Annotated in this window: 10 protein-coding genes and 1 tRNA gene; 6 read left to right on the forward strand and 5 right to left on the reverse strand. The window is 44.7% G+C overall.

Annotated features, from left to right (window positions below; translation table 11 throughout):
• The first annotated feature begins 241 nt into the window (after nt 1-241).
• From ACFGVR_RS13115 to ACFGVR_RS13130, 4 genes are all read left to right on the forward strand, one after another.
• Complete coding sequence (locus ACFGVR_RS13115; RefSeq protein ID WP_448697687.1) at nt 242-4,624, forward strand: hybrid sensor histidine kinase/response regulator transcription factor; 4,383 nt, start codon at nt 242-244, stop codon at nt 4,622-4,624.
• 444 nt (nt 4,625-5,068) lie between these two features.
• Nucleotides 5,069-8,467, forward strand: coding sequence for a SusC/RagA family TonB-linked outer membrane protein (locus ACFGVR_RS13120; protein ID WP_448697689.1), 3,399 nt, complete (start codon nt 5,069-5,071; stop codon nt 8,465-8,467).
• A gap of 14 nt (nt 8,468-8,481) precedes the next feature.
• Entirely contained in the window at nt 8,482-10,341 is a 1,860-nt protein-coding gene (locus tag ACFGVR_RS13125) for a RagB/SusD family nutrient uptake outer membrane protein (protein WP_448697691.1), read from the forward strand.
• Between the two features lie 11 nt (nt 10,342-10,352).
• Complete coding sequence (locus ACFGVR_RS13130; protein WP_448697693.1) at nt 10,353-12,032, forward strand: DUF4957 domain-containing protein; 1,680 nt, start codon at nt 10,353-10,355, stop codon at nt 12,030-12,032.
• A gap of 111 nt (nt 12,033-12,143) precedes the next feature.
• Here the strand turns inward: ACFGVR_RS13130 and ACFGVR_RS13135 are convergent, their stop codons facing one another.
• From ACFGVR_RS13135 to ACFGVR_RS13145, 3 genes are all read right to left on the reverse strand, one after another.
• Nucleotides 12,144-14,999 carry a carbohydrate-binding protein gene (locus ACFGVR_RS13135; protein ID WP_448697694.1) on the reverse strand — a complete coding sequence of 952 codons (2,856 nt, stop codon included), beginning with the start codon at nt 14,997-14,999 and terminating at the stop codon, nt 12,144-12,146.
• A gap of 266 nt (nt 15,000-15,265) precedes the next feature.
• On the reverse strand, nt 15,266-16,798 hold the full coding sequence (locus ACFGVR_RS13140) for a pectinesterase family protein (RefSeq protein ID WP_448697696.1): 1,533 nt from the start codon (nt 16,796-16,798) through the stop codon (nt 15,266-15,268).
• A 60-nt stretch (nt 16,799-16,858) separates the two neighbouring features.
• Nucleotides 16,859-18,202, reverse strand: a complete 1,344-nt coding sequence (locus tag ACFGVR_RS13145) for a glycoside hydrolase family 28 protein (protein WP_448697698.1) — start codon at nt 18,200-18,202, stop codon at nt 16,859-16,861.
• Between the two features lie 460 nt (nt 18,203-18,662).
• On the opposite strand from ACFGVR_RS13145, the gene ACFGVR_RS13150 reads away from it, so the two are divergent.
• Nucleotides 18,663-19,148 carry a hypothetical protein gene (locus tag ACFGVR_RS13150; RefSeq protein WP_448697699.1) on the forward strand — a complete coding sequence of 162 codons (486 nt, stop codon included), beginning with the start codon at nt 18,663-18,665 and terminating at the stop codon, nt 19,146-19,148.
• 91 nt (nt 19,149-19,239) lie between these two features.
• Here ACFGVR_RS13150 and ACFGVR_RS13155 read toward each other — a convergent pair.
• Both ACFGVR_RS13155 and ACFGVR_RS13160 read right to left on the reverse strand, forming a co-directional pair.
• Nucleotides 19,240-19,313, reverse strand: a tRNA-Arg gene (locus ACFGVR_RS13155).
• A gap of 104 nt (nt 19,314-19,417) precedes the next feature.
• Nucleotides 19,418-20,143, reverse strand: a complete 726-nt coding sequence (locus tag ACFGVR_RS13160) for a 3-keto-disaccharide hydrolase (RefSeq protein ID WP_448697701.1) — start codon at nt 20,141-20,143, stop codon at nt 19,418-19,420.
• Between the two features lie 118 nt (nt 20,144-20,261).
• Here ACFGVR_RS13160 and ACFGVR_RS13165 point away from each other — a divergent pair, with 118 nt between their 5' ends.
• The gene (locus ACFGVR_RS13165) at nt 20,262-20,483 is read left to right on the forward strand and encodes a hypothetical protein (protein WP_448697703.1); all 222 of its coding nucleotides are present in this window, start codon (nt 20,262-20,264) and stop codon (nt 20,481-20,483) included.
• Nucleotides 20,484-20,495: the final 12 nt, after the last annotated feature.

Consider the following 20,495-nt stretch of genomic DNA (forward strand, 5'->3'; position numbering starts at 1 on the left):
TGAGGGTTTAAATTTTGTGTTTTTTAGTCCATTATTTGATATAACTATTGGCAGATATTGTCCTGACAATGCTTCGATAAAAATTTCAACCGATTGCACAGGCAAAAAGCTTTTTTATTATCTTTATTTTTCATCTTTGGATCACGATTTGACCATATCGTAAAAAGCCCGGCGGCTGTTGGTCATATCAATTTTAAACCAGCTATCAATAAGCTCTTTTTTGCACAGTTGTGAAGCGACTATGAATAGAATTCTGCATATCATACTATTTATTCTGCTAAGCGGCTTACTATCAAATTCGGGCAAGGCCCAAACACAAATGCCGGCTAAAATTGAGCATTATTCTACCGAAGATGGCTTATCGCATGACGTAATTACCACCATGTTTAAGGATAGCGATGGTTATATGTGGTTTGGCACCTGGTATGGATTAAACCGGTTTGATGGTAATCATTTTAGTTCTTTCAGATCGATCGCCAATGATTCTTCGCAAATAGGTAATAATCGTATAGATCGTATCGACGAAGACAATACCGGCCACCTTTGGGTTAAAGCTTACGACGGACAGATCTACCGCTTCACCAAAAAGGATGAACGGTTCCGCTCGCTTAGTATCATCATTGGCTTACATCAAAAAGTGGCTTTCGACCGTGTATTGTTTGCCCGGAATGATGAAATGTGGGTAAACGTATCCAACAACGGGGTTATTTATGTGCCACAAATCCGTAAAGCTCCAACCACATATGTTTGGTTTCGGGCTAATGCCGATATTAAACACCGGTTGCCAGCCGATAAGATCAACTTTTTTTTCAGGGCGTCTGACGGCGACATTTGGCTGGGGACAGCAAAAGGGCTTGTCCGTTTTACCCGTACTTTTAACGGCGGGTACGAACTTGCGCCCACACATCTAACCGGCCCGGCAATGTCTTTCATAGCGGCGGGTGAAACCAACGACCGGTTGTTTTTTATAACAAAAGAAGGCGTTTTGTGGACATATCAAAAGGCGCAGAAACAATTCGCTAGTATACAACTGAGTAAAAGTGCATTAAACAGTTTGCTCATCAGCAGCGATAAAAGCAAGTTATATGTAACCACTGCGACAGGTGAGCTGATAACCCTGCATTTAAAAGATCAGTCGATCGAAAGATTTAATTCCCCTGACAGATCGCCCTTATACAACATGTTTGAAGACCGGCACGGTAATATTTGGATTGAGCCGGATAACAAAGGAGTTTTTAAGGTTGATAACCGGGGGGCGTTTAAGACTTACTTTCAGGCAAACGACGCTAAAAATATCAACGCTGGCAACCACTTTAAAGTTTTAGAGGATAGAAATGGTGTAATATGGTGTGTGCTACGCGATGGTGGCTTTGGGTACTATGATGAGACAACGGATGCTTTCCGGTATTTTCATAACGAGCCGGGGGCGAAGGATCATGCTTTTTCAAACCTGGTTACTGTTGCGTTTTACGACCCTTCGGGGGTAATGTGGCTGCATACCGATGAGCATGGCCTGGAAAAGATAATTTTTCAACCGCGCGATTTTGAGAACCATTTGGTTAACACATCAGCAATCTTTCAATCAGATAACGAGATCAGAAGTCTTTGCGTCGACCGTTTGAACCGGGTATGGATATGCGCCAAGGCGGGACAGATCTACTGGTTACAGCGGGGAGCGTTAACAGCGGCCCGGTTTAGTAACCTTAACGGGAAGAAATTGGGCGCGGTATACGTGATCAAAGAAGACCGAAACGGCAACATTTGGATGGGCACAAAAGCCAATGGCATTTTTGAAGCGATACCCGACGATGCTGTACATAGTTCTTACCATTTGATCAATTTTACGCATGACGACCAAAATCCTAATTCGATTAGCAGCAATCAGATCTATGCGATAAAAGAGGATAGTAAAGGCAGGATATGGATAGGTTCGTTCGATCACGGACTTGATCTGCTCGCAATAAACAAGCAAGCTACCAATTTTTTGCATATTGACCATGAGCATTACAACTATCCCCAGGGTTTGGAAAAGATCAGGATCATTGAAACGGACAGGCACGGACGTTTATGGATCGGAACGACAGAAGGATTGGTGATCCTCAGCGAGGCAAATAACAACTTCACCTTCAGGCAATACCACAAACAGCCCGGCGTAAAGCAAAGTCTTGGCAATAATGATATTCAGTTCATCATGGCGGATCACCTGGGTCGTATGTGGCTCGCCACTTCAGGAGGTGGGCTTGACCTGGCAACCAGCGATTCGCAGACCGGTAATATCAGTTTCTCAAATTACACTACCAAAGAAGGCCTTGCTAATGATTATGTTTTAAGTTGTGCAGAAGATAACGCTCATCAGCTTTGGATAGCCACCAAAGGCAGTCTTTCGCGACTCGACCTGCAGACAAGACACATCAAAAACTTTACATCCTATGAGGGGCTTCCCGTTGCGGGATTTTCAGAAAGTACATGCCAAAATACACGTGATGGCAAACTGGTATTCGGCACAATTAAAGGATACCTCATTTTTGATCCCAATACCATAAAGCCTCATGCCATACGTGCCAACCTGGTTTTAACAAATCTCCGGGTAAATAACGAGCAAATTTCCATCACCGACAGTTCCCGTATCCTGAACGAGAGTATTAATTATACACCGGGCATCACACTCCATCACAACCAAAATGTACTCAGTGTAGATTATTCATTATTGGATTACCGGTTTGATAGTCACCTGCCTTTTATGTACCGTTTGGTTGGGTTTGATAATTATTGGCATGATAATGCCAACCAGTTGCGGGCAACCTATACCAACATACCGGCCGGACATTATACTTTAGAAATTAAATGTGTAGACCCCGACAGGTACAGCAACGTTCCTTACAAAAGCCTGGCAATCACCGTACTACCGGCACCGTGGCTATCATGGTGGGCCTACCTCATCTATGCGGCCATTATTATTACAGTAGCGGTTATACTTTGGCGCAATAGCCTTACAGCGCTTAAATTACGGCATGAAATAGCTGTTGAACACCAGCTTACCGAATTGAAACTTAACTTTTTCACAAATATTTCGCACGAGTTGCGTACCCCGCTGATGCTCATTCTGAACCCTATCGATGAGTTGATCAAAAAGCACACTAACCCACAGCAGGAACGCCAGTATCTGGATATTATTGAACGAAACGCTAACCGCATGGTGAGATTTGTGAATCAATTACTCGATTTCAGGAAGATCCAAAGTGGAAAAGGTAAACTTACATTATCGCGGTTTGATCTGATCGTTTTCATTAAAGATATCAGCATTCACTTTGAAAACATTCGTCGCGAGAAGCAGATCGACCTGGTTATCGAAAGCACTGAACAAAGTATTTTTGTTTGCCTTGATCATGATAAGATCGAAACCATTATTTATAATTTATTAAGCAATGCATTCAAATTCACGTCCGATGGGAAAAAGATCACCGTTAATATTGATCGTGATGAAGAGGAAGAACAAATAATCATCGAATTGGTTGATCAGGGCTTAGGGGTACCTGAGGCCGAACTTGATAATATCTTTGAGCTATATCATTCTGATGAGCGAACAGTTGTAAAAAATAGTAAGGGAACCGGCATTGGGCTGGCTTTGTCGAAAGAGCTTGTTGAGCTGCATCAGGGTTCAATTATAGCTAAAAACGTGCCGGGCGGTGGCTTATCGGTTAAAATGGTGATGCCCTTTTTTGATTGTGAACACATCGACGATGCATTGCGGGATCATCAGCCCCATATTAATGAGCAGTATGGTTATGTACAGCCGGTTGATACAGGTGATCAACCACAAAATGCAGAATTGCCGCTATTGGTATTGGTTGAGGACAATACGGACATGCGTGAGTTTTTGCGGATACAGCTCAGCGAGCTTTACCGTGTACAGGTTGCGGCTGATGGGGAGGAGGGCCTGGCGCTGGTTAGATCGGTACTGCCGGATATTGTGCTGAGCGATGTGATGATGCCTAAATTAGATGGCATCGGGCTTATTGATCAATTGAAGAATGATGATACTACCAGCCATATACCCGTGGTGTTGATGTCGGCCCGCAACGCTGTAGAACACCAGGTTGAAGGATTGCGGTACGGCGCGGATTACTACCTCTGCAAACCCTTTAAAAACGAATTATTGTTAGCTGCCATCAGCAACATTCTTGAACAGCGAAAAAAGATCTTTGAAAAGATAAGCGCAGGAAAGAAGGTGATCAGCTTAGCGCCGGGTGATATTGTTGTAACCTCAAAGGATGAGCAGTTTTTGAAAAATGTGGTTACCATCATTGAAGAGAACATGGCTGATCCCGATTTCGATATCGATAAAGTGTCTTCGCTGGTAAATATGGGGCGGGCTAATTTTTATAAGAAGTTTAAAAGTCTTACCCAGATCGCGCCGGTTGAGTTTGTGCGCGATATCCGGTTACAAAGGGCCAGGCAATACTTTGATGCCGGCAGCGGAAACGTGGCCGAAATTGCCTACATCGTCGGCTTTAGCAGTCCGAAATACTTCAGTACGTGTTTCAGAGCGAAATTCAACATCGCACCTTCTGATTATATCAAAACTTTCCGGGCGCATATTGAAGAAAAGCCGGGCCAGTCTTAATTTTTGCAATACTAAACAGTTTCTTGCTGTCTGTTTTTTGCTCCGTTCTGCATTATAGTTCTGTCTAAAACTAATGTTCTGCTTTTTTTTTGACTCCTGTAAAAGTAGAATTGTTTATGCGCCGCCAAAAAGCGTTCAAAAAAGTTCAAAAATCCCCCATTTTACGAAAACTCGAACCTTTTATAGCAGAATTTTAACCTGTTTGGGATATCCGTTGCCCAATTTTGGAGCTGTTATGATTGTTATGAGATTGTTCATAACGCCAACGCCAATTTGTATGATGCCTGTTGTGCCAAACCACCTACAGCATCAATAAACCATTTATAACAACCAATAACCGGGTAACAAGAAAGGAGGACCATTATGCTATAATCCGTTTTAGATCATTTCTAACCGGGATACCCGTGTTTAATTAAAACCAATATTAAAACTAAACCCCCAAATATGAACCAGAAACTTTTACGCTTTTTTTATGCCGACTATTTAAGCCACGGAAGATTTTTCCGCCGTAGTATTATGGCTGGTATTGCGCCGATGCTTTTCATGCTCGCGCTGCCGTTTCAACCGGCTAAAGCAGATAACCTTGTATTGAGGTCAGAAAAATATTTTCATACCAACACCATAATTCCAGACATACTGGTATCGGGTGTGGTGAAAGACAAAGCCGGCGACCCGATTCCCGGTGCAACTATTAAAATTAAAGATGGCGGTGGTGCTGTCACAACAGATCTCAAGGGGCGGTTTATGATCCGTGTACCTTCTGCTGATGCCGTACTTGTGTTTTCGTTCATCGGCTATGATCCGCAGGAAATAAAAGTAGGCACTCAAACCACCATCAACGTAACCCTATTAGAGGTAAGCAAAAAACTGAATGAGGTAGTTGTAGTAAACGTAGGATACGGAACTGTATCTAAAGAACGGGCTACCATAGCAGTCTCATCCATAACCGAAAAGGATATCGCGGATTTCCCGGTTTCATCAGTCGCCGAAGCCCTTGCGGGTAAATTGGCCGGTGTATCTGTAAATACAACCGAAGGTGCCCCCGGTGCGGCTATTAACGTAACCGTTCGTGGTGGTACATCCATCACCCAGGATAACTCGCCGTTATTTATTGTCGACGGTTTCCCGCTGGATAATGCGCTCACTGTCCTTTCGCCAAATGAGATACAGAGCATCGACGTTTTGAAGGATGTGGCCTCAACGTCCATTTATGGTTCGCGTGGTGCGAATGGTGTATTCATCATCACTACCAAAAGCGGCCGCAAAGGGCGTACAGTAGTTTCTTTTGATGCCTATGCAGGTGTGCGTAAGATCACCAACTACCTGGATATGCTGCATCCGTATGATTATGTGCAGCAGCAATACAGCCAGAACCTGATGCACTATAATGGTTATTTATTAACCGACTCAGCAATTTTAAATGGTTTTACCCGGACTTACGGCAACTCTGCTGATTTTGACATTTATAAAAGTGTTCCATACGTAAACTGGCAGCAACGTGTGTTTGGCCGTAATGCTTTTTCGAATACGCAAAACCTGAGTATTAACGGAGGTAATGAGACAAGTTTGTATAGCGTTATTCTGAACCGTTATTCGGAAGATGGTATTATGCTGGCTTCCGGGTTAGATCGTACCTTCGGCTCCTTCCGTTTTGAGAACCAGGTAAGCAAATTTTTAAGGGTTGGCGTCAACGCACGTTATAGCAACCAATTAGTGGTTGGCTCGGGAACATCGTCAAAGGGTAGTAATGGCTCCATCCTGGGATCATCCAGGTTTACTCCGTACGATGCGGTTTCAACCCTGTCGCAAGGTGACCCCAACGCTAACTTCGATACGGTTATTGAGTTGAGCGACCCTACCACGTTTGCAACGAGGGACATGAACCGGACCTCATCCAACAATTTTATCGGGAGCGGCTTTTTGAGTTTGAATATTCTTCCCGGTCTTAGTTTTCGCTCTAACATCGGTTACAATATCACCCAAAACGATGGCAAAAGCTTTACAGGGGTAACGCAATACAAGGTAACCAGCTATTCAAACCTGTTGTTATATACCGGCTATCCATATGTCAATCTAAATAAAACCAACTCAACTACTTTTAACAACAGTAACGTTTTAACCTTTTCAAAACAATTAAAAGGCAATAATCATATCGATATCACTTTGGGCGAGGAGCTTAATAAGATCGATAACGACAGTTTTACTCAAAACATCCAATATTTCCCGCCGTCAGTAACCTGGGAAAGTGCTTTTGCCAATGTGCAGCAGGCTAACCCGCCGCCGGGCAGTATTCAAAATCCATCGTACACCAACGTAGGCGGCGAAAGGCTGTTCTCCTATTTCGGTCGGGTAATGTATTCGTACAAAAGCAAATACAACCTAACCCTATCTGCACGCCGGGATGGTTCGTCTAAATTCTCCGAACAAAACCGCTGGTCAACTTTCCCATCTGCCCAGTTTGCCTGGAGAATGTCGGATGAGAATTTTTATCAAAAATTAAACTGGTCGTGGTTAAACGCAGTGAAATTTCGGGTAAGCTATGGCACTGCAGGTAACAATCGCGTTAATGGCGATAGGCTTTACTCTACCACTTTCTTAACCAGCCCGTCGGCAGGCGGTTATTCAGTTTCGGATAATTCGCAGGCTGCCGGTTACTATTCAGATCACCTGGCTAATCCTAACCTGAAATGGGAAACAACAGTTTCGCGGAATATTGGTGTGGATATGGATTTCTTTAACTCGAGGCTCACTGCATCAGTTGATGTTTATTCAAACGTAACCAATAACCTGTTGCTGCAAACCAATATACCACAGCAAACCGGCTATCTCACACAATATCAAAACATCGGCTCAACACGTAACCAGGGTTTGGAGATACAGTTATCGGGCGATGTAGTTAGGGCTAAGAATTTTACCTACACGGCTTCGTTCAATATGTCGTTCAATCGCAACATTGTACTATCCCTTAACCAGGGCGGATCATCGACTTATGGTTACGCTGTATCATCGGGATGGGGCGCATCTGAGGAGGATTACTATGTACAGGTTGGACAACCTGTTGGCCTTTTCTATGGTTATGTGTATGATGGTTTCTACAAGATGGATGATTTTGACCGCGCCGCCTATGAGGCCAATACCGTTCCGGCTAAGCCAGTATGGGTATTGAAGCCTGGAGTGGCTAATGCCACGGCCAAATTTGGCGGTACCAATATTTTCCCCGGAAAATTCAAGATCAAGGATCTGGATGGCGACGGCATTATTACCTCTGCAGATAAAACCATCATTGGCCATTACCAGCCTTTGTTTATTGGCGGTTTTAACAGCCAGTTACACTATAAGGCGTTTGATATGAGTGTCTTTATGAATTTCTCGTATGGTAATCAAACTTACAATGCAACCAAAATGGCTTTAAGTCAGCAACCAAATTCGGTAAATGGCAACAACTATCCTGCAGCTTTTGCCGGTGCGTTTAAATATTTCGATCCAAACGGAAACTGGATATCCAATTGGGATCAACTGGCGGCAACCAACGCTAATGCCACCATTTTTGCCCCGCGTACCGGTACAACTTTGGCCACCAGTTACGGTGTTGAAGACGGCTCATACCTGCGTATAACCAACGTTACTTTAGGTTATACCATGCCGGCTAAGTTGATATCGAGGATCGGCTTTATATCTAAACTGCGTGTATACGCTACGGTAAATAACCTTTACACCTTTACCAAGTATACCGGTTTTGATCCGGAGGTTAGTACCAGGGGGACTGCCTTAACTCCGGGTGTAGATTATTCGGCTTATCCGCGCAGCCGCTATATACTTGCAGGCGTTAACGTTTCATTTTAAGATCACGAAAAACAATGAAAAACCTAAAAATAGTTTATACACTGGTAGCGCTGGCTTGCCTTGCTACTTTTGCTTCGTGTAAGAAGCTCCTGGATTTCCAGTCGCCTTCTGCACTCAATATCGATCAAACTTTTGCCACTACCGACAATACCAATAACGAGATATTAGGCATTTACAACAAAGTTGCCGGCCGTAGTTCGTTTGGCGATAACCTGGCATTTGTTACGCCTGCAGGAACGGACGAAGGTTCTGCACAGGGTGTTGCAAACTTTGACCCAACCCAGAATTACGCCATATCAAACTATGGCGAAAGTTCGCTTACGGGCAGCCTTTTCGATACGTTTACCCAGCTTTATGCAGGTATTGAGCGTGCCAATATCGCTTGCAAATACATCCCGCAATCACCGGCATATGGTGGTAGTTCGGCTTCCGACAGGGCATTGATGCATCGCTATTATGGCGAAGCATTGGCCTTAAGAGCTTTGTGCTATTACGAGTTGATCATCAACTGGGGAGATGTACCCGGGATATTTGTTCCATCGGCGGATCTTCCGTCGCAATTTGTGTCGAACACAAACCGCGACAGTACTTACGACCATATTTTGAGTGACCTGCAGATAGCAGAGGGCTATGTAGGCTGGCGCTCTGAAATACCTGATTATGTAGATTTTCGACTGACCAAAGGTGCCATCAAGGCTTTACGCGCACGTATCGCACTTTCAGCCGGTGGGTATTCGTTGCATACCAATGCGATGGTACGCCGTTCGGATTACCAGAAATATTATAAGATCGCTTTTGATGAATGCAATGATGTGATCCAGTCGGGGCAGCATGGGCTAAACCCGGTTTTTGAAAATATCTTTAAAACCCTGCATACCTCGCCAACCCGATATGACGATGCGCACGAGCTGATGTTTGAAGTAGCGATGTGGGGCGGTTTTAACGATAGCGATCTGGCCCGTACCTACGGAACGTATTTTAATGTAAGTACCACCTGGGGTAAAGCCGGCGGCGGGCCAAACCCAATGCCTACCTATTTCTACGCTTTTCAAAACGGTACCGATTCAAGGCGGGATGTAACTATATCTACCTATGTAGTGGGAACCAACGAGGTTAAAAGCCTTGCCGTGTTAACCAACTTTAATTTCGCCAAGTTCCGTAAATCGTGGACGCAGTTTACAGCAGCATCAACCAGCCTCACCTTCGGCGTAAACTGGCCCGTGGTGCGTTACGCCGATGTTTTACTGATGTATGCAGAGTCGGCCAATGAGTTGGGTTTAAGTGGCGTAATTACGCCTATGCAGGCTTTACAACAGGTACAAAAACGCGCCTATGGTACTAATCCGCTGCCAGTTACGCCAACCGATAAAGATGGCTTTTTTAACGCTATCGTAAACGAAAGATTGCTGGAATTTGGAGGCGAAGGACTGCGCAAGTACGACCTGATCCGCTGGAACCTGCTTGCATCAAAATTGGCAGATACTAAAGCAAAACTGCAGTTTTTGACAGTGAATGCGCCTACGGCAGGCAACCCATATACTTACGTACCCGATGTTATTTATTATCTGCAGGTGCCTTTCCAAAATCTCACCTGCACCGGCGAAGAAACATCAATGCCCTATTACGGAGGTACCAACAATGTTGCTTTTTATACCGCAAACACCGCGGTTCCGAGCGGATATAAGAACGCGAACTGGCGGAAACAAATTGGAACCTGGACGAATGGCGTGCTGACTTCGAACTTTATACTCGATGCCAATGTGGGTTACGTATGCAAATTTAAAGCAAACCAGAGCGAATTACTGCCCTACCCGCAAAAAGTGATCATTGAAAACCGGGGAGCGGTGGTGCAAAATTATGGCTATTCAAACTAAACCGACCAATCATGAAATTAAATAAAGAATATATAAAGTTATTGACGCTGGCGATCATATCGCTTATAGTGAGCGCCTGTGTCAAATCGCACACGGGGGAAATTGATAACCCGTCGACAAACCGGCCATTTCTGCCTACTTCATTTTCTGTAAAAACCGCAAAGGATTCGGCTACATTCAGCTGGTCTGCCCCTGTTTTATCGGCCGGAAAAAGATACACTTATACGGTAGATGTCTCTCAGGATACTACTTTCAGCTCCATCGATTTCACAAAGACGGTAGATACCTTGGGCTTTGTAGTGTTGGAACCTACACTGGCCGTTGGCAAAAAGTATTATGCGCGGATGCGGGTTAACCCGTTCATAGGTTCGGATCCATCCCGGTATTATTACCTGGCCAGGCCATTTACCATCAACGGGCTTAATTATCTGCGGGTTATCCGCGATTTTGAACTTACTCCAACTACCGCCCTGATCCACTGGTATGTTAATGCTAATACAACCAATTTGAGCACTGTGGTATTAAGTGTTAACGGCAGCGTGGTATCAACGGTCAATATTTCGGCAGCTGAGGTTGCAGCCGGGGCCAAAACGCTTACCAATCTCACCCCGAACACTAAATACACCCTGCAGCTTTTTGCGGGTGCTAAAAGCCGCGGTATCATGAATTTTCAAACGCCTAATACGGTAACCTACACCACCACTTTATCTGCAGGGGGTGATTTGGCTGGCGCGATCAACGCGGCAGCCGACGGCGCAGTAATTGGCCTTAACCCGGGTACCTATAACCTTGCCAGCATATTGACCATGACTGGTAAAAGCATTACCATCCGTTCAACATCCAATAATCCGGCAGATACCAAGATCATTGTGCGCCAGTTTGAAGTGGCAGGCAATAATGCCGGGGTGACTTTTGCAGGGGTTGAGATCAATGGAAATTATAGCGGCACCAGTTTAGGGAATTATTTTATTGTGTTGAGAGGAGCGGCGGCAAACGGCGACCCGGCCAATTTTACCGATGTAAAGATCGATAATTGCATCATTCATGATTTTATCCGGTGCGTGGTGCTTGGTAATAATGCCACAACCGTAAATACGCAAACTATTAACTCGATCTCGATCAATAACAGTATTATCTACAACCTGGATAAAGCCGGCACAAGCACTTATTATACCATGAGTTTGGAAAAGTTGTTGTTTAATAACTTTAACATCACCAAATCGACCTTTTATAGTGTAGGGGCCGGTATGTTTAATGTGAGCACCACCCTTGCGGCAACTACCGTTTTGCCAACCATTACCATTGATTATTGCACTTTCAACAATTATGGCGGCAGCGGTAAATACCTGTTTATTGATGCGAACAATAACAAGATCAGTTATACGCAGAAGAACTCTATCCTGGCAAATTCGCCTCAGACTGGTACTATTAACGGTACCGCTTTCAGGTGCACCGGCGCGGGTAGTACTTTGGATTTTCTGAGTAATGACTACTTTAACCTCAACTCGACAGCAGGGGCTACTACACCACTCAATTTAACTGGTTTAAACCAGGTTAATTTCTTCACCGTTAACCTGGGATGGACCGCAGCGACGACAAACTTTAGCCTGGCTGCTGTACCGTCAACCAATCCGATCATGACGGCAAGCACAAACGGAAGCAGCATCGGCGACCCCCGGTGGGCATATTGATCTTCAAGGTCAATCTCTCACTGATTTAAATTCATGAAAAAGCCGCTTAGATGTTTGATCTAAGCGGCTTTTTATTTCTCCTGAAAGAAGAAAACAAGTAATACGATCTTTTTACTTTCCGATCAGGTCAATAGTGTTTTGGTTTTTATTGGCGAAGATCAGTTTATCGATGTTCATCAGGTTATCAGAGCTTGTACCCGAGAATCGTAAAATGATATCGTGCACACCTTTTATCTTTTTAATGGAAGCCGATACGGTTTGCCAGTTATTGAAACCTTCTGTATTGGGTACAGTGCAGGTACCGAGCAGCTCACCGGCAACGTTATCCAGTACAATTTCAATACCCGAACCCGCCTGAATGCTCGACAAACGCACGAGTAGCTGATCAGCGCCCGCATCGCCAAAATCGATATTAGAGAATTGAATATAGTCGAAGTTGTTGCAGGAAGTTACGAACGAGTTACCATGCTGTTTAACGATGGTGATCCCGGCTGATTTATCTGCAGATTCGGCCTCAATAACCTGGTAGGCATTTCGCTTTTTATTGTCCTTTGATGTTGTCCTCGCTGCTGTTTCGGGAGGAGATGGCAAAGCAGGGTAGGTACTGCCCGGATCACCGGTAACTGTTATCCTAAGTCCCTGAGCATCGATGATGTTGTTCCATTGTACGGTTAACTCTTTGGCATAGCCGTTTCCAGTGCGGTTAAATGCATATGTTTTGCCATTAATGGATAAGTTTACATTCTTACCGAAATCGTCCTTTAAATGCAGAGTTGAAACTTCAATTTTTTGATCGGCTTTCAAAGTGATCACTTTATTCTGATCCAGCACGCCGGATGTTTTGCAACTGATAGTAAGATAACCTTCAGGAGATACGATCAGCATGTCTTTCAACTCGTGGTTCAATTCAGCAAGCACGATCGGCTCCACCCAAAGTTCTTTGGTGCGAAGATCACGATGATATCCGGCCAGATCGTAATAATTGCGCCATATAGCAGGCAGGCTGATGTATTGTTTATCGCTGCTGGTATTGGTTGCTACCCATTTCGGCGATTTAACTTCGGGGAGTACGTTGAGCGCGTGGTCAAATACTTTATCGCGGTTATCATATTGCCTGTTATAGGCGTCTTTCTGTAATTTTTCCCATACAGGTACCCTGTTGGTATTGAGCAGCAAACCACCGTAATGTGTTAACAGGTAAGGTGTCCATTCATCGTAAGTACCTTTTTCATAGCCCAGGCCCCAGTAATAAGGGTGGTAATATTTATCGAGCTTACTCAATAGGTCATCGGTGTTTTTTGCAGGCCATATCTCGCCTAATTTGAGGTTAAATGCAAGCCATTGCCCGGCGAAGATCGACTCGCAGTGTTTGCCCATAACGTAGCTGTCGTGTTTTAAATAACGATCTGCAAATGATTTTATCACCTGATCGTAGGCATCCTGATATCGTCTAACCATTGCGCCATCTTTTTGCTCACTGGCAAGTATCCCCATTACCTTATATGCTACAGCCGATAAATTGGCGTTGAATGGGTTTGGGTCGCCGCCGGCATCGTATGAGTTTTCCGAATCATCAAAAGTATAGGGGTAAGCTTTACTACCATACAAATTAACCTGATCGAGTATGCGCTGCCCGGCCTTTTTCAGGTACGGCCACATAAACCGGATTTGTTCTTTATCGCCGGTTATTTGGTACACCTCGAATGTGGAAACGATAAATGCGCAATTCAGGTCGACCCATTTTTGGATGTCCCGGTAATCGGTATGTTCCGTATCATCCCAATCCACCAGCATAGAGCGTCTTTCCTTTTCGATATGTGCACCCATTTTGTTGAAATCATGATGTATCTGCCCGTTTTTCATTTGTGTGCGTGCCCAGTATCTTAATTCCTGCCAGGCAAAAAACGGCAGAAACTCCGCTACGATCTGCCGGGCGTGCCACATCTGGTCCATGGTGCCGAAGCAGGTCCACTGCCCTTCAGCAAAACCCACCCGGCCATCTTTTTTGTACATGGAATTAGTGGAAAGGTTGGCTAAGGTATTGAGGGTTTGATTTTTGAGCCAGGCCGGCAGATTGGAAGCGCGAAACCGTGTAACGAGGCTTGTTGCATTCTCTTTAAACCGGTCGAAGTTCTTCAAACCCATTCTCGCTACAGCAGCGGCATTGTCGGCCAGGTTGAAATAGTAAGCCAAAGCCGGATCGGCGGTTTCATACCACGAAACAACGAAGCGTACCGTTGTCGTTTCCCCCGGCTGCAGGTTTACTATAATGGCTACTTTGCCGCCTTCGCCCTGAACATTGTTATTGCATTTTCCGGTTGAAAGAAAAGCAGATTCGTCCAGGCTACCGGTCGTCACTATAACCGTTTTATTACTACTTGATGCCATCACACTTCTGCTGAAGCAGGATATTCCTTGTCCGGCTTCTGTTTGAAAGGTTTCGCCCGGCGCGGCCCATTGCAAGGCTACGGCTGCCTTTACGGGAGTATTGTCCGTGTTTTTTAACGTAAACTCGTAAAATGCATAAGGAAGGCTCATGCTTTTATAGTCATTCTTATCAAGGGGTGAGAACCCCGTCATGCTAACTTCCACATCATTGGTACTGCCGAAGTTTACCATGTGCAATGGCCATATTGCATCATCATCAGGCCTGCCGTCTTTTTGCCGGGCTACCATAATTGCCTGCGTTTTTACTTTCGAACCCCGCTGAGCAAAAAACTCAAAGTGCGCGCCGGCAACCGGCTTAAAATCATACGCATCCGCAGGCGGGCGCGACATGATGGTGAATGTACCGTTATTGGTATTAAATTTTAATGCCCCGGCGCCAAAACCGCCGAGCGGTGTACCTGTGGTTCCGTTGACGGGATCGTTTGTTTGGCCAAAAGCGACGGGTGTAGTAACCAGGCAAGCCATAAGCAGGACAAGTTTCCGGAGCTTGTTTTTTAAATAAAACTTTGATGTATGCATGTAAAAGAATTATGCGTTTTGAGCAGAACGCGCTCAGAAAGCAGATGGTTAATGAAAGTCGAAATTATCCAAAGGCGGATAGACGGTGGTTTAAAATTTACTATAAATGGTTAGCATTTTAAACCATTTTGAATAAAATGCGACATTTTTAGCCTAACCGGGGCGATGAGCGTTAAACGCGATGTATAGGGTTTAATCAATACAGGTTGTGCAAGATTTGCACAACCTGTAGAATCAGCCGTTGTTAACCGTAATTACCGACTGGATTATTGCGTTGAAACCAAATTCAACTGCCAATAGTAATTTGAGGCGTTATTGAAGTTGTATTGCTGCACGGGAGTTCCGTTACTGGTATTGGAATCTTTCACCTCCATAGCTTTGCCACTGTTACGGTTGATGATCTTGAAATAGCCGCTACCGGTATAAACAATTTGCCATTGCTGGTTAGTTGCCCCGCTGTAAGTGAGCTGATCGATAGATGCCAGGTTAGCCGTAGACGCACCCTGAACTTCGATCGCTTTACTGCTGTTCATAGCCATGATCTCATAATAGCCTCCACCAACATCAATTATCTTAAATTGTTGATTGCTGGTGCCCGTATAACCCCATTGCTGGATCAATGCGCCATCGGCAGTAGAAAGAGCGGTTACATCTAAACCTTTGCTGCTGTTTTTGTTGATGATCGAATAAACACTGCCCGAAGTTATGGTGCCTGCCGGTGGTGTAACCGGGTCGTTAATAACCACTGTTGGGTCCCAGTTATCGGTAACCGGCGTACTTGAGTAGGTTGTTTTCAATACATTAAGGTAAGAGGTATAGTTTGATGCCTGGCTGCTTGTAAGCAGATGATCCCACGAAACACGGCCGGAGGTATTGGCGCCGGTACCGGTGTTTCCGTATTCGGCATACCGGGCGGTTGCATCATTGGCAGTGTTTCCCCAATCACTCCATCCTCCAGCAGAGATTATTGAAGACAGCGAACTGTTTAAAAACGCCGTCGCCGCGTAACCTCCCCAGGTTCTTCCCATATCAGTGGTAACACCAGATGCTCCTGTTACGGTACAATGGTTAAATACCAAACCATAGGTTACGTAACTGGCTGTATTAGCGGCGGTTAGTGCCGAACCACCGTAGCTATAGATGCTGCAGCCATCAAAAAACGCCGTTGCCGATCCAAAAATAAAGTCGGTTGTACCTTCTATATAACAGTTTTTCAGGTATATCCGGCAATTAGCAGCATACCAGGTATCCTGCCGTCCCAGAAATTTACAATTATAAAAAACAGACTTATCAGCAGTGATGTTCACAGCCAGAGCCTGACCAACCGGGCCGGAGGAGTTTTCGAAGGTAATATTGGTAGCGTAAAAACCTTGCCCATTGATAAAAGAACTGGAAGAACCGCCGGTACCATAACCTGTTCCGGTTGCCGGATTGATCTTACTCGAATAGTTGTCGTAGGTTAGTTTAACACCATTTGCGCTCTGTCCAACCAGGCTTACATTGATCTTGTTAGCAGCAACGGTTACCACTTCCTTGTAAGTGCCGTTTTTAATGTAAATAATGGTGCGTGCGCTGCTGTTGGCAGGTACGGCGTTGAGAGCTGCCTGTACAGTGGTATAATTACCGGTACCGTCGGCAGCTACCACATAATTGGGTGCGCTATCCAGGCCCAGGGTAAAACCCGGAGAACTATGCACCACAGCAACACTATCGATAACAGGCGTGCCCACGTCCGCCTTTTTACAAGCAAAAGCGTTAATGGCCACCAGGAATGCTGCAAATATTTTTAATGTTTTCATTGATCGTTTTGTTAATTTATTGCTGATTATGCAGCAATTTTTTGTTAGATAATGAACAACTTATTGAGGCGCTCCTGTCGTCAGGTTAATGCCCGTGATCGTGGAGCTATAAACGCTTATAAAGGCATTCCCGCTTGACACCGTTATCCTTGACCCGTTAATAAACGACACTGCGGATGCATAGCTTGCGGTGAAGCCCTTGGTAGCCGTGATCTTAACATTATCGAATACAACATCCGACATTGGTTTTTCGGGTACAGCGATCAGATTACCTGCTGTTGTTGCACCGGTTGCTGTAATGTTTTTCAACGTAATATGTTTCCACACCGGAGTGGTAGACGTTATAGCCTGTGCCGGGTCAGAGCCTACAGGATTAGGGATCGTATTATCAGGATAATACTCGATCATTGTAATTGGAGTTTTAACATTCGTCATGGTCAGATTTGAATACGTCAGGTATTGCACTGTTCCGCTTCTGGTGCGGTTGGATTTCAGGTGAACCCCATTGTCGGTACCATTAAATGTGCAGTTATCAACGGTAACATGATCAATACTTGCGGCGTAGCTGCCTATAGAAAGCCCATGGCCGGTGCCAAATGTACAACCGGTTATGGTTACATACTGGCTGTTGTTATCCATCGCGATATTGTCGTCGCCGCAACTGATGTGACAGTTGGTGATGTTAATATTGGGCGACCAGGTATCGATGCCATCTGTATTAGGCGAGGTTGATGGTGAATTGATGGTAACACCCGTAATTGTGGTACTGTTGCTGTTTTTACCCACACCAATATGTGTATTCGGTGCGTTTTGAATGGTTATACCAGATATCTCGACCGTGTTGGCGCTTTGAAAGCCGATGACAGCCGGACGTGCGATGGCTGCGCCGCTGGCCTTGCTTGTGTTATAAGCGCTCCACCAGGCCGATCCCTGTCCCTCGATAGTGCCGGAACCGAGCACCTCAACATTCGTCAGTCCATCAAGTTTGATAAAGGGCGCCAGGTCGGCTGTACCTCCAGAGCCGGGATAGGTACCGTAGGCAAGCATCTTTAAAGTAGCTCCTGCTGATATTTGAAGCGCTACATTATTTTTGAGTGCGATAGGGCCGCATAAAAATGTTCCGGCAGGAACCACCACGGTTCCACCTCCGGCGGTGGAAGCAGCGTTGATCGCATTTTGAACAGCGGTTGTGTTATTTGACGAACCGGTTGAAGCGCCGTAGCTGGTGATATTGAATGTGCCTGCAGGAATAGTAGGTGTAGACACTGATAATATATGAAGGGTGGGGTTACCGATGGCGGGAGTCTGCTGTTGCTGAGCCTGATCGGTTACAGTACTCTCTTTTTTACTACAACCTGCGAATAATAAGGCTGTCGCAGCCAGCATGTAAAATGATTTTTTCATAATTGTTGGTTTTTAAAGATTTGAATTGGTTACATAGCGGTACTGGCAATCGGGCGTGGCAAACCGGATAGATCCTTTGCCGGCGATCGAAAGCCGCATCATAAATTTTTAGATGGATGGTGCCCGGTTGTGTCAGGCAGGTCCGCGCCGGAGGGTACCAGCAGATTTGCTCATTGGTTTCATGTCTTTCATTTTTAGGTGTAAATTTTGGTTTTAGAATCGGCTGATTCAGTGAAGCTAAATTATCCCGCGGCAATGAGACGGCGGTTCAAAAAATGCTTTAAAAGGTCTAAAAAATAGGACGTTAGGAATGGGCCGTAATGATTTGTTATTAATGCCGGGTACAATAAAATAAAGATGAGTGAATAGGGATATTGTTGTTTAAGCCAAAATTTTGGAACAAAAAAGTCATTTTTTGAACCCCTGCCCAATGGCGCATGGTTAAGTTTGTACCGAAACTTTGAGAACATCACTCATGGACCTGGTTACAACATTCCCATCTTCAATATTACCTGTTGACCTAAATTTGTGCTACTTTTTTGCGCAATTAGCGCAGCATCCTTTGATGAGGCGCATACTCATTGCTCCATCCTTAAGTATTGAAGATTTTAACGGGTATAGCCATGAGCAAACCGGTCCGAATGCATACTGCATCATTGGATTTCCGTTGTCCGCCTCCGACTTTTTCCATACCATTTCCATTTTAAAAACCCGTTTTGGAAGTGTAGTGGAAATGATGACTTTTGATACGGCATACTTTGATCAATCGACCCATTATTTCAACACGGACGCTCCGGGCCGGGTTAGCGGTTTTTGTCTGCATAAAAAGGAGCGTCACGCTATCAGGATCAAACGGGTAAAAAGGGCCAGGCTACTTGGGCGGCAGGTAGATTGCAGTATCCAAAAATGCCCACTTTACGGATGTAAGATCATTCTTTCGTTTTGATCGATTACAAGATGAGTGTCCGATATTTGCCCGAAATAAAATAATAAAGCCTGTAAACTACTGATTTACAGGCTTTATTATGAAATTAGAGTGGTCGCATCAGGGCTCGAACCTGAAACCTACTACTTAGAAGGCAGTTGCTCTATCCAGTTGAGCTATGCAACCATCGCAAATCGCTTTGCGGGTGCAAATATGCACAAAATGCACAAAATTAAAAAATGCTTATTCAATTTAATAATTGTATACAACTAACACGCAGCAAGTATTTGTTACTTTAAATACTTTATCCTGAAGTTTTTATACTCAATTTTCATTGGCGGGCCAACGTGTACCTGTACGCCTATTAAACCGCTCATTTTACGGTTCGCCAGGTCGTTATCGGTAACCTCGCTCATTAATGTGCCGTTGATATAGTGTTTCATGTTATTGCCTTTTACCACCAGGTCGATCTCGTTCCAGTCATCGTATTTAATAGCCTTCAGCAAGGTTTCCTTACTGGCGAGGCTATCGTTAATAACGGGCTTTTGCCCGGTTTGTATTGTTGTGCGTTGTCCGCGATAAGCTAAAAACTGCCGGCCGCGTTCTTCGTAATTTTGCCCGCTGTATTTGGGATAGCCCAGGTTATATTTGTCTTTACCATCCAGGTCGAACTGGTAACCTTTTAAGGCGTATGGCAGAGTATCAACCCGTGTGCTGCGGTAGTTAATGCCACTGTTCCCTTTCGGGGATATACGGTATTCGCATTTTAATTCAAAATCAGCAGGCTGACCGCCTTTCCATATCAAAAAGGTGTTTACTTTGATGATCGTGGCCGGCGTTATCTCGCCGATGATCTCGCCGTTTTCGGCACGCCAATATTTAGGGTCGCCTTCCCAGCCGTTGAGCGTTTTGCCATCAAACATGGGTACAAAGCCTTTTTCCTGTTGCCGGAATATGGTAAATGCCAGTGTCGGTATAGCTGCTAATGCCAGCAGGATGATGTTTTTTAATTTCATGAGGTTGATAATTGTTATGCTAATTTGCTGATCATCTGCTTATAATCAAAACAGAAGGCGCAAGTGTGGTAAATTTTTTATCTTGCGATCAATAAACCGAGAAAGACCTTTTATCCCCATGAAAGAAAATTTACGACCCAAAACCTGGATACGACCCCAGATGTTTGTTATCGACCGGGCAAACATATTATCCGGGCAGCATAATCAATTTCACGAAAGTACAATACACTCCATTGGCAACCATACAAGCAATGGCAATACCACCTGGTATTTTAAAACGCAGGCAAACAACAACCACACGTTAAATGGTGCCATTTCGCCTTCGGCTTATTTTTCGTAAATATTGCTTGTT

The sequence above is a fragment of the Mucilaginibacter aureus genome, assembly GCF_053514885.1.

Bases quoted from the DNA above. Each gene is read 5' to 3' on its own strand.
- ACFGVR_RS13165 (WP_448697703.1), top strand. From the start codon at position 20,262: ATGAAAGAAAATTTACGACCCAAAACCTGGATACGACCCCAGATGTTT.
- ACFGVR_RS13130 (WP_448697693.1), top strand. From the start codon at position 10,353: ATGAAATTAAATAAAGAATATATAAAGTTATTGACGCTGGCGATCATA.
- ACFGVR_RS13135 (WP_448697694.1), bottom strand. From the start codon at position 14,999: ATGCATACATCAAAGTTTTATTTAAAAAACAAGCTCCGGAAACTTGTC.
- ACFGVR_RS13125 (WP_448697691.1), top strand. From the start codon at position 8,482: ATGAAAAACCTAAAAATAGTTTATACACTGGTAGCGCTGGCTTGCCTT.
- ACFGVR_RS13140 (WP_448697696.1), bottom strand. From the start codon at position 16,798: ATGAAAACATTAAAAATATTTGCAGCATTCCTGGTGGCCATTAACGCT.
- ACFGVR_RS13115 (WP_448697687.1), top strand. From the start codon at position 242: ATGAATAGAATTCTGCATATCATACTATTTATTCTGCTAAGCGGCTTA.
- ACFGVR_RS13160 (WP_448697701.1), bottom strand. From the start codon at position 20,143: ATGAAATTAAAAAACATCATCCTGCTGGCATTAGCAGCTATACCGACA.
- ACFGVR_RS13120 (WP_448697689.1), top strand. From the start codon at position 5,069: ATGAACCAGAAACTTTTACGCTTTTTTTATGCCGACTATTTAAGCCAC.
- ACFGVR_RS13145 (WP_448697698.1), bottom strand. From the start codon at position 18,202: ATGAAAAAATCATTTTACATGCTGGCTGCGACAGCCTTATTATTCGCA.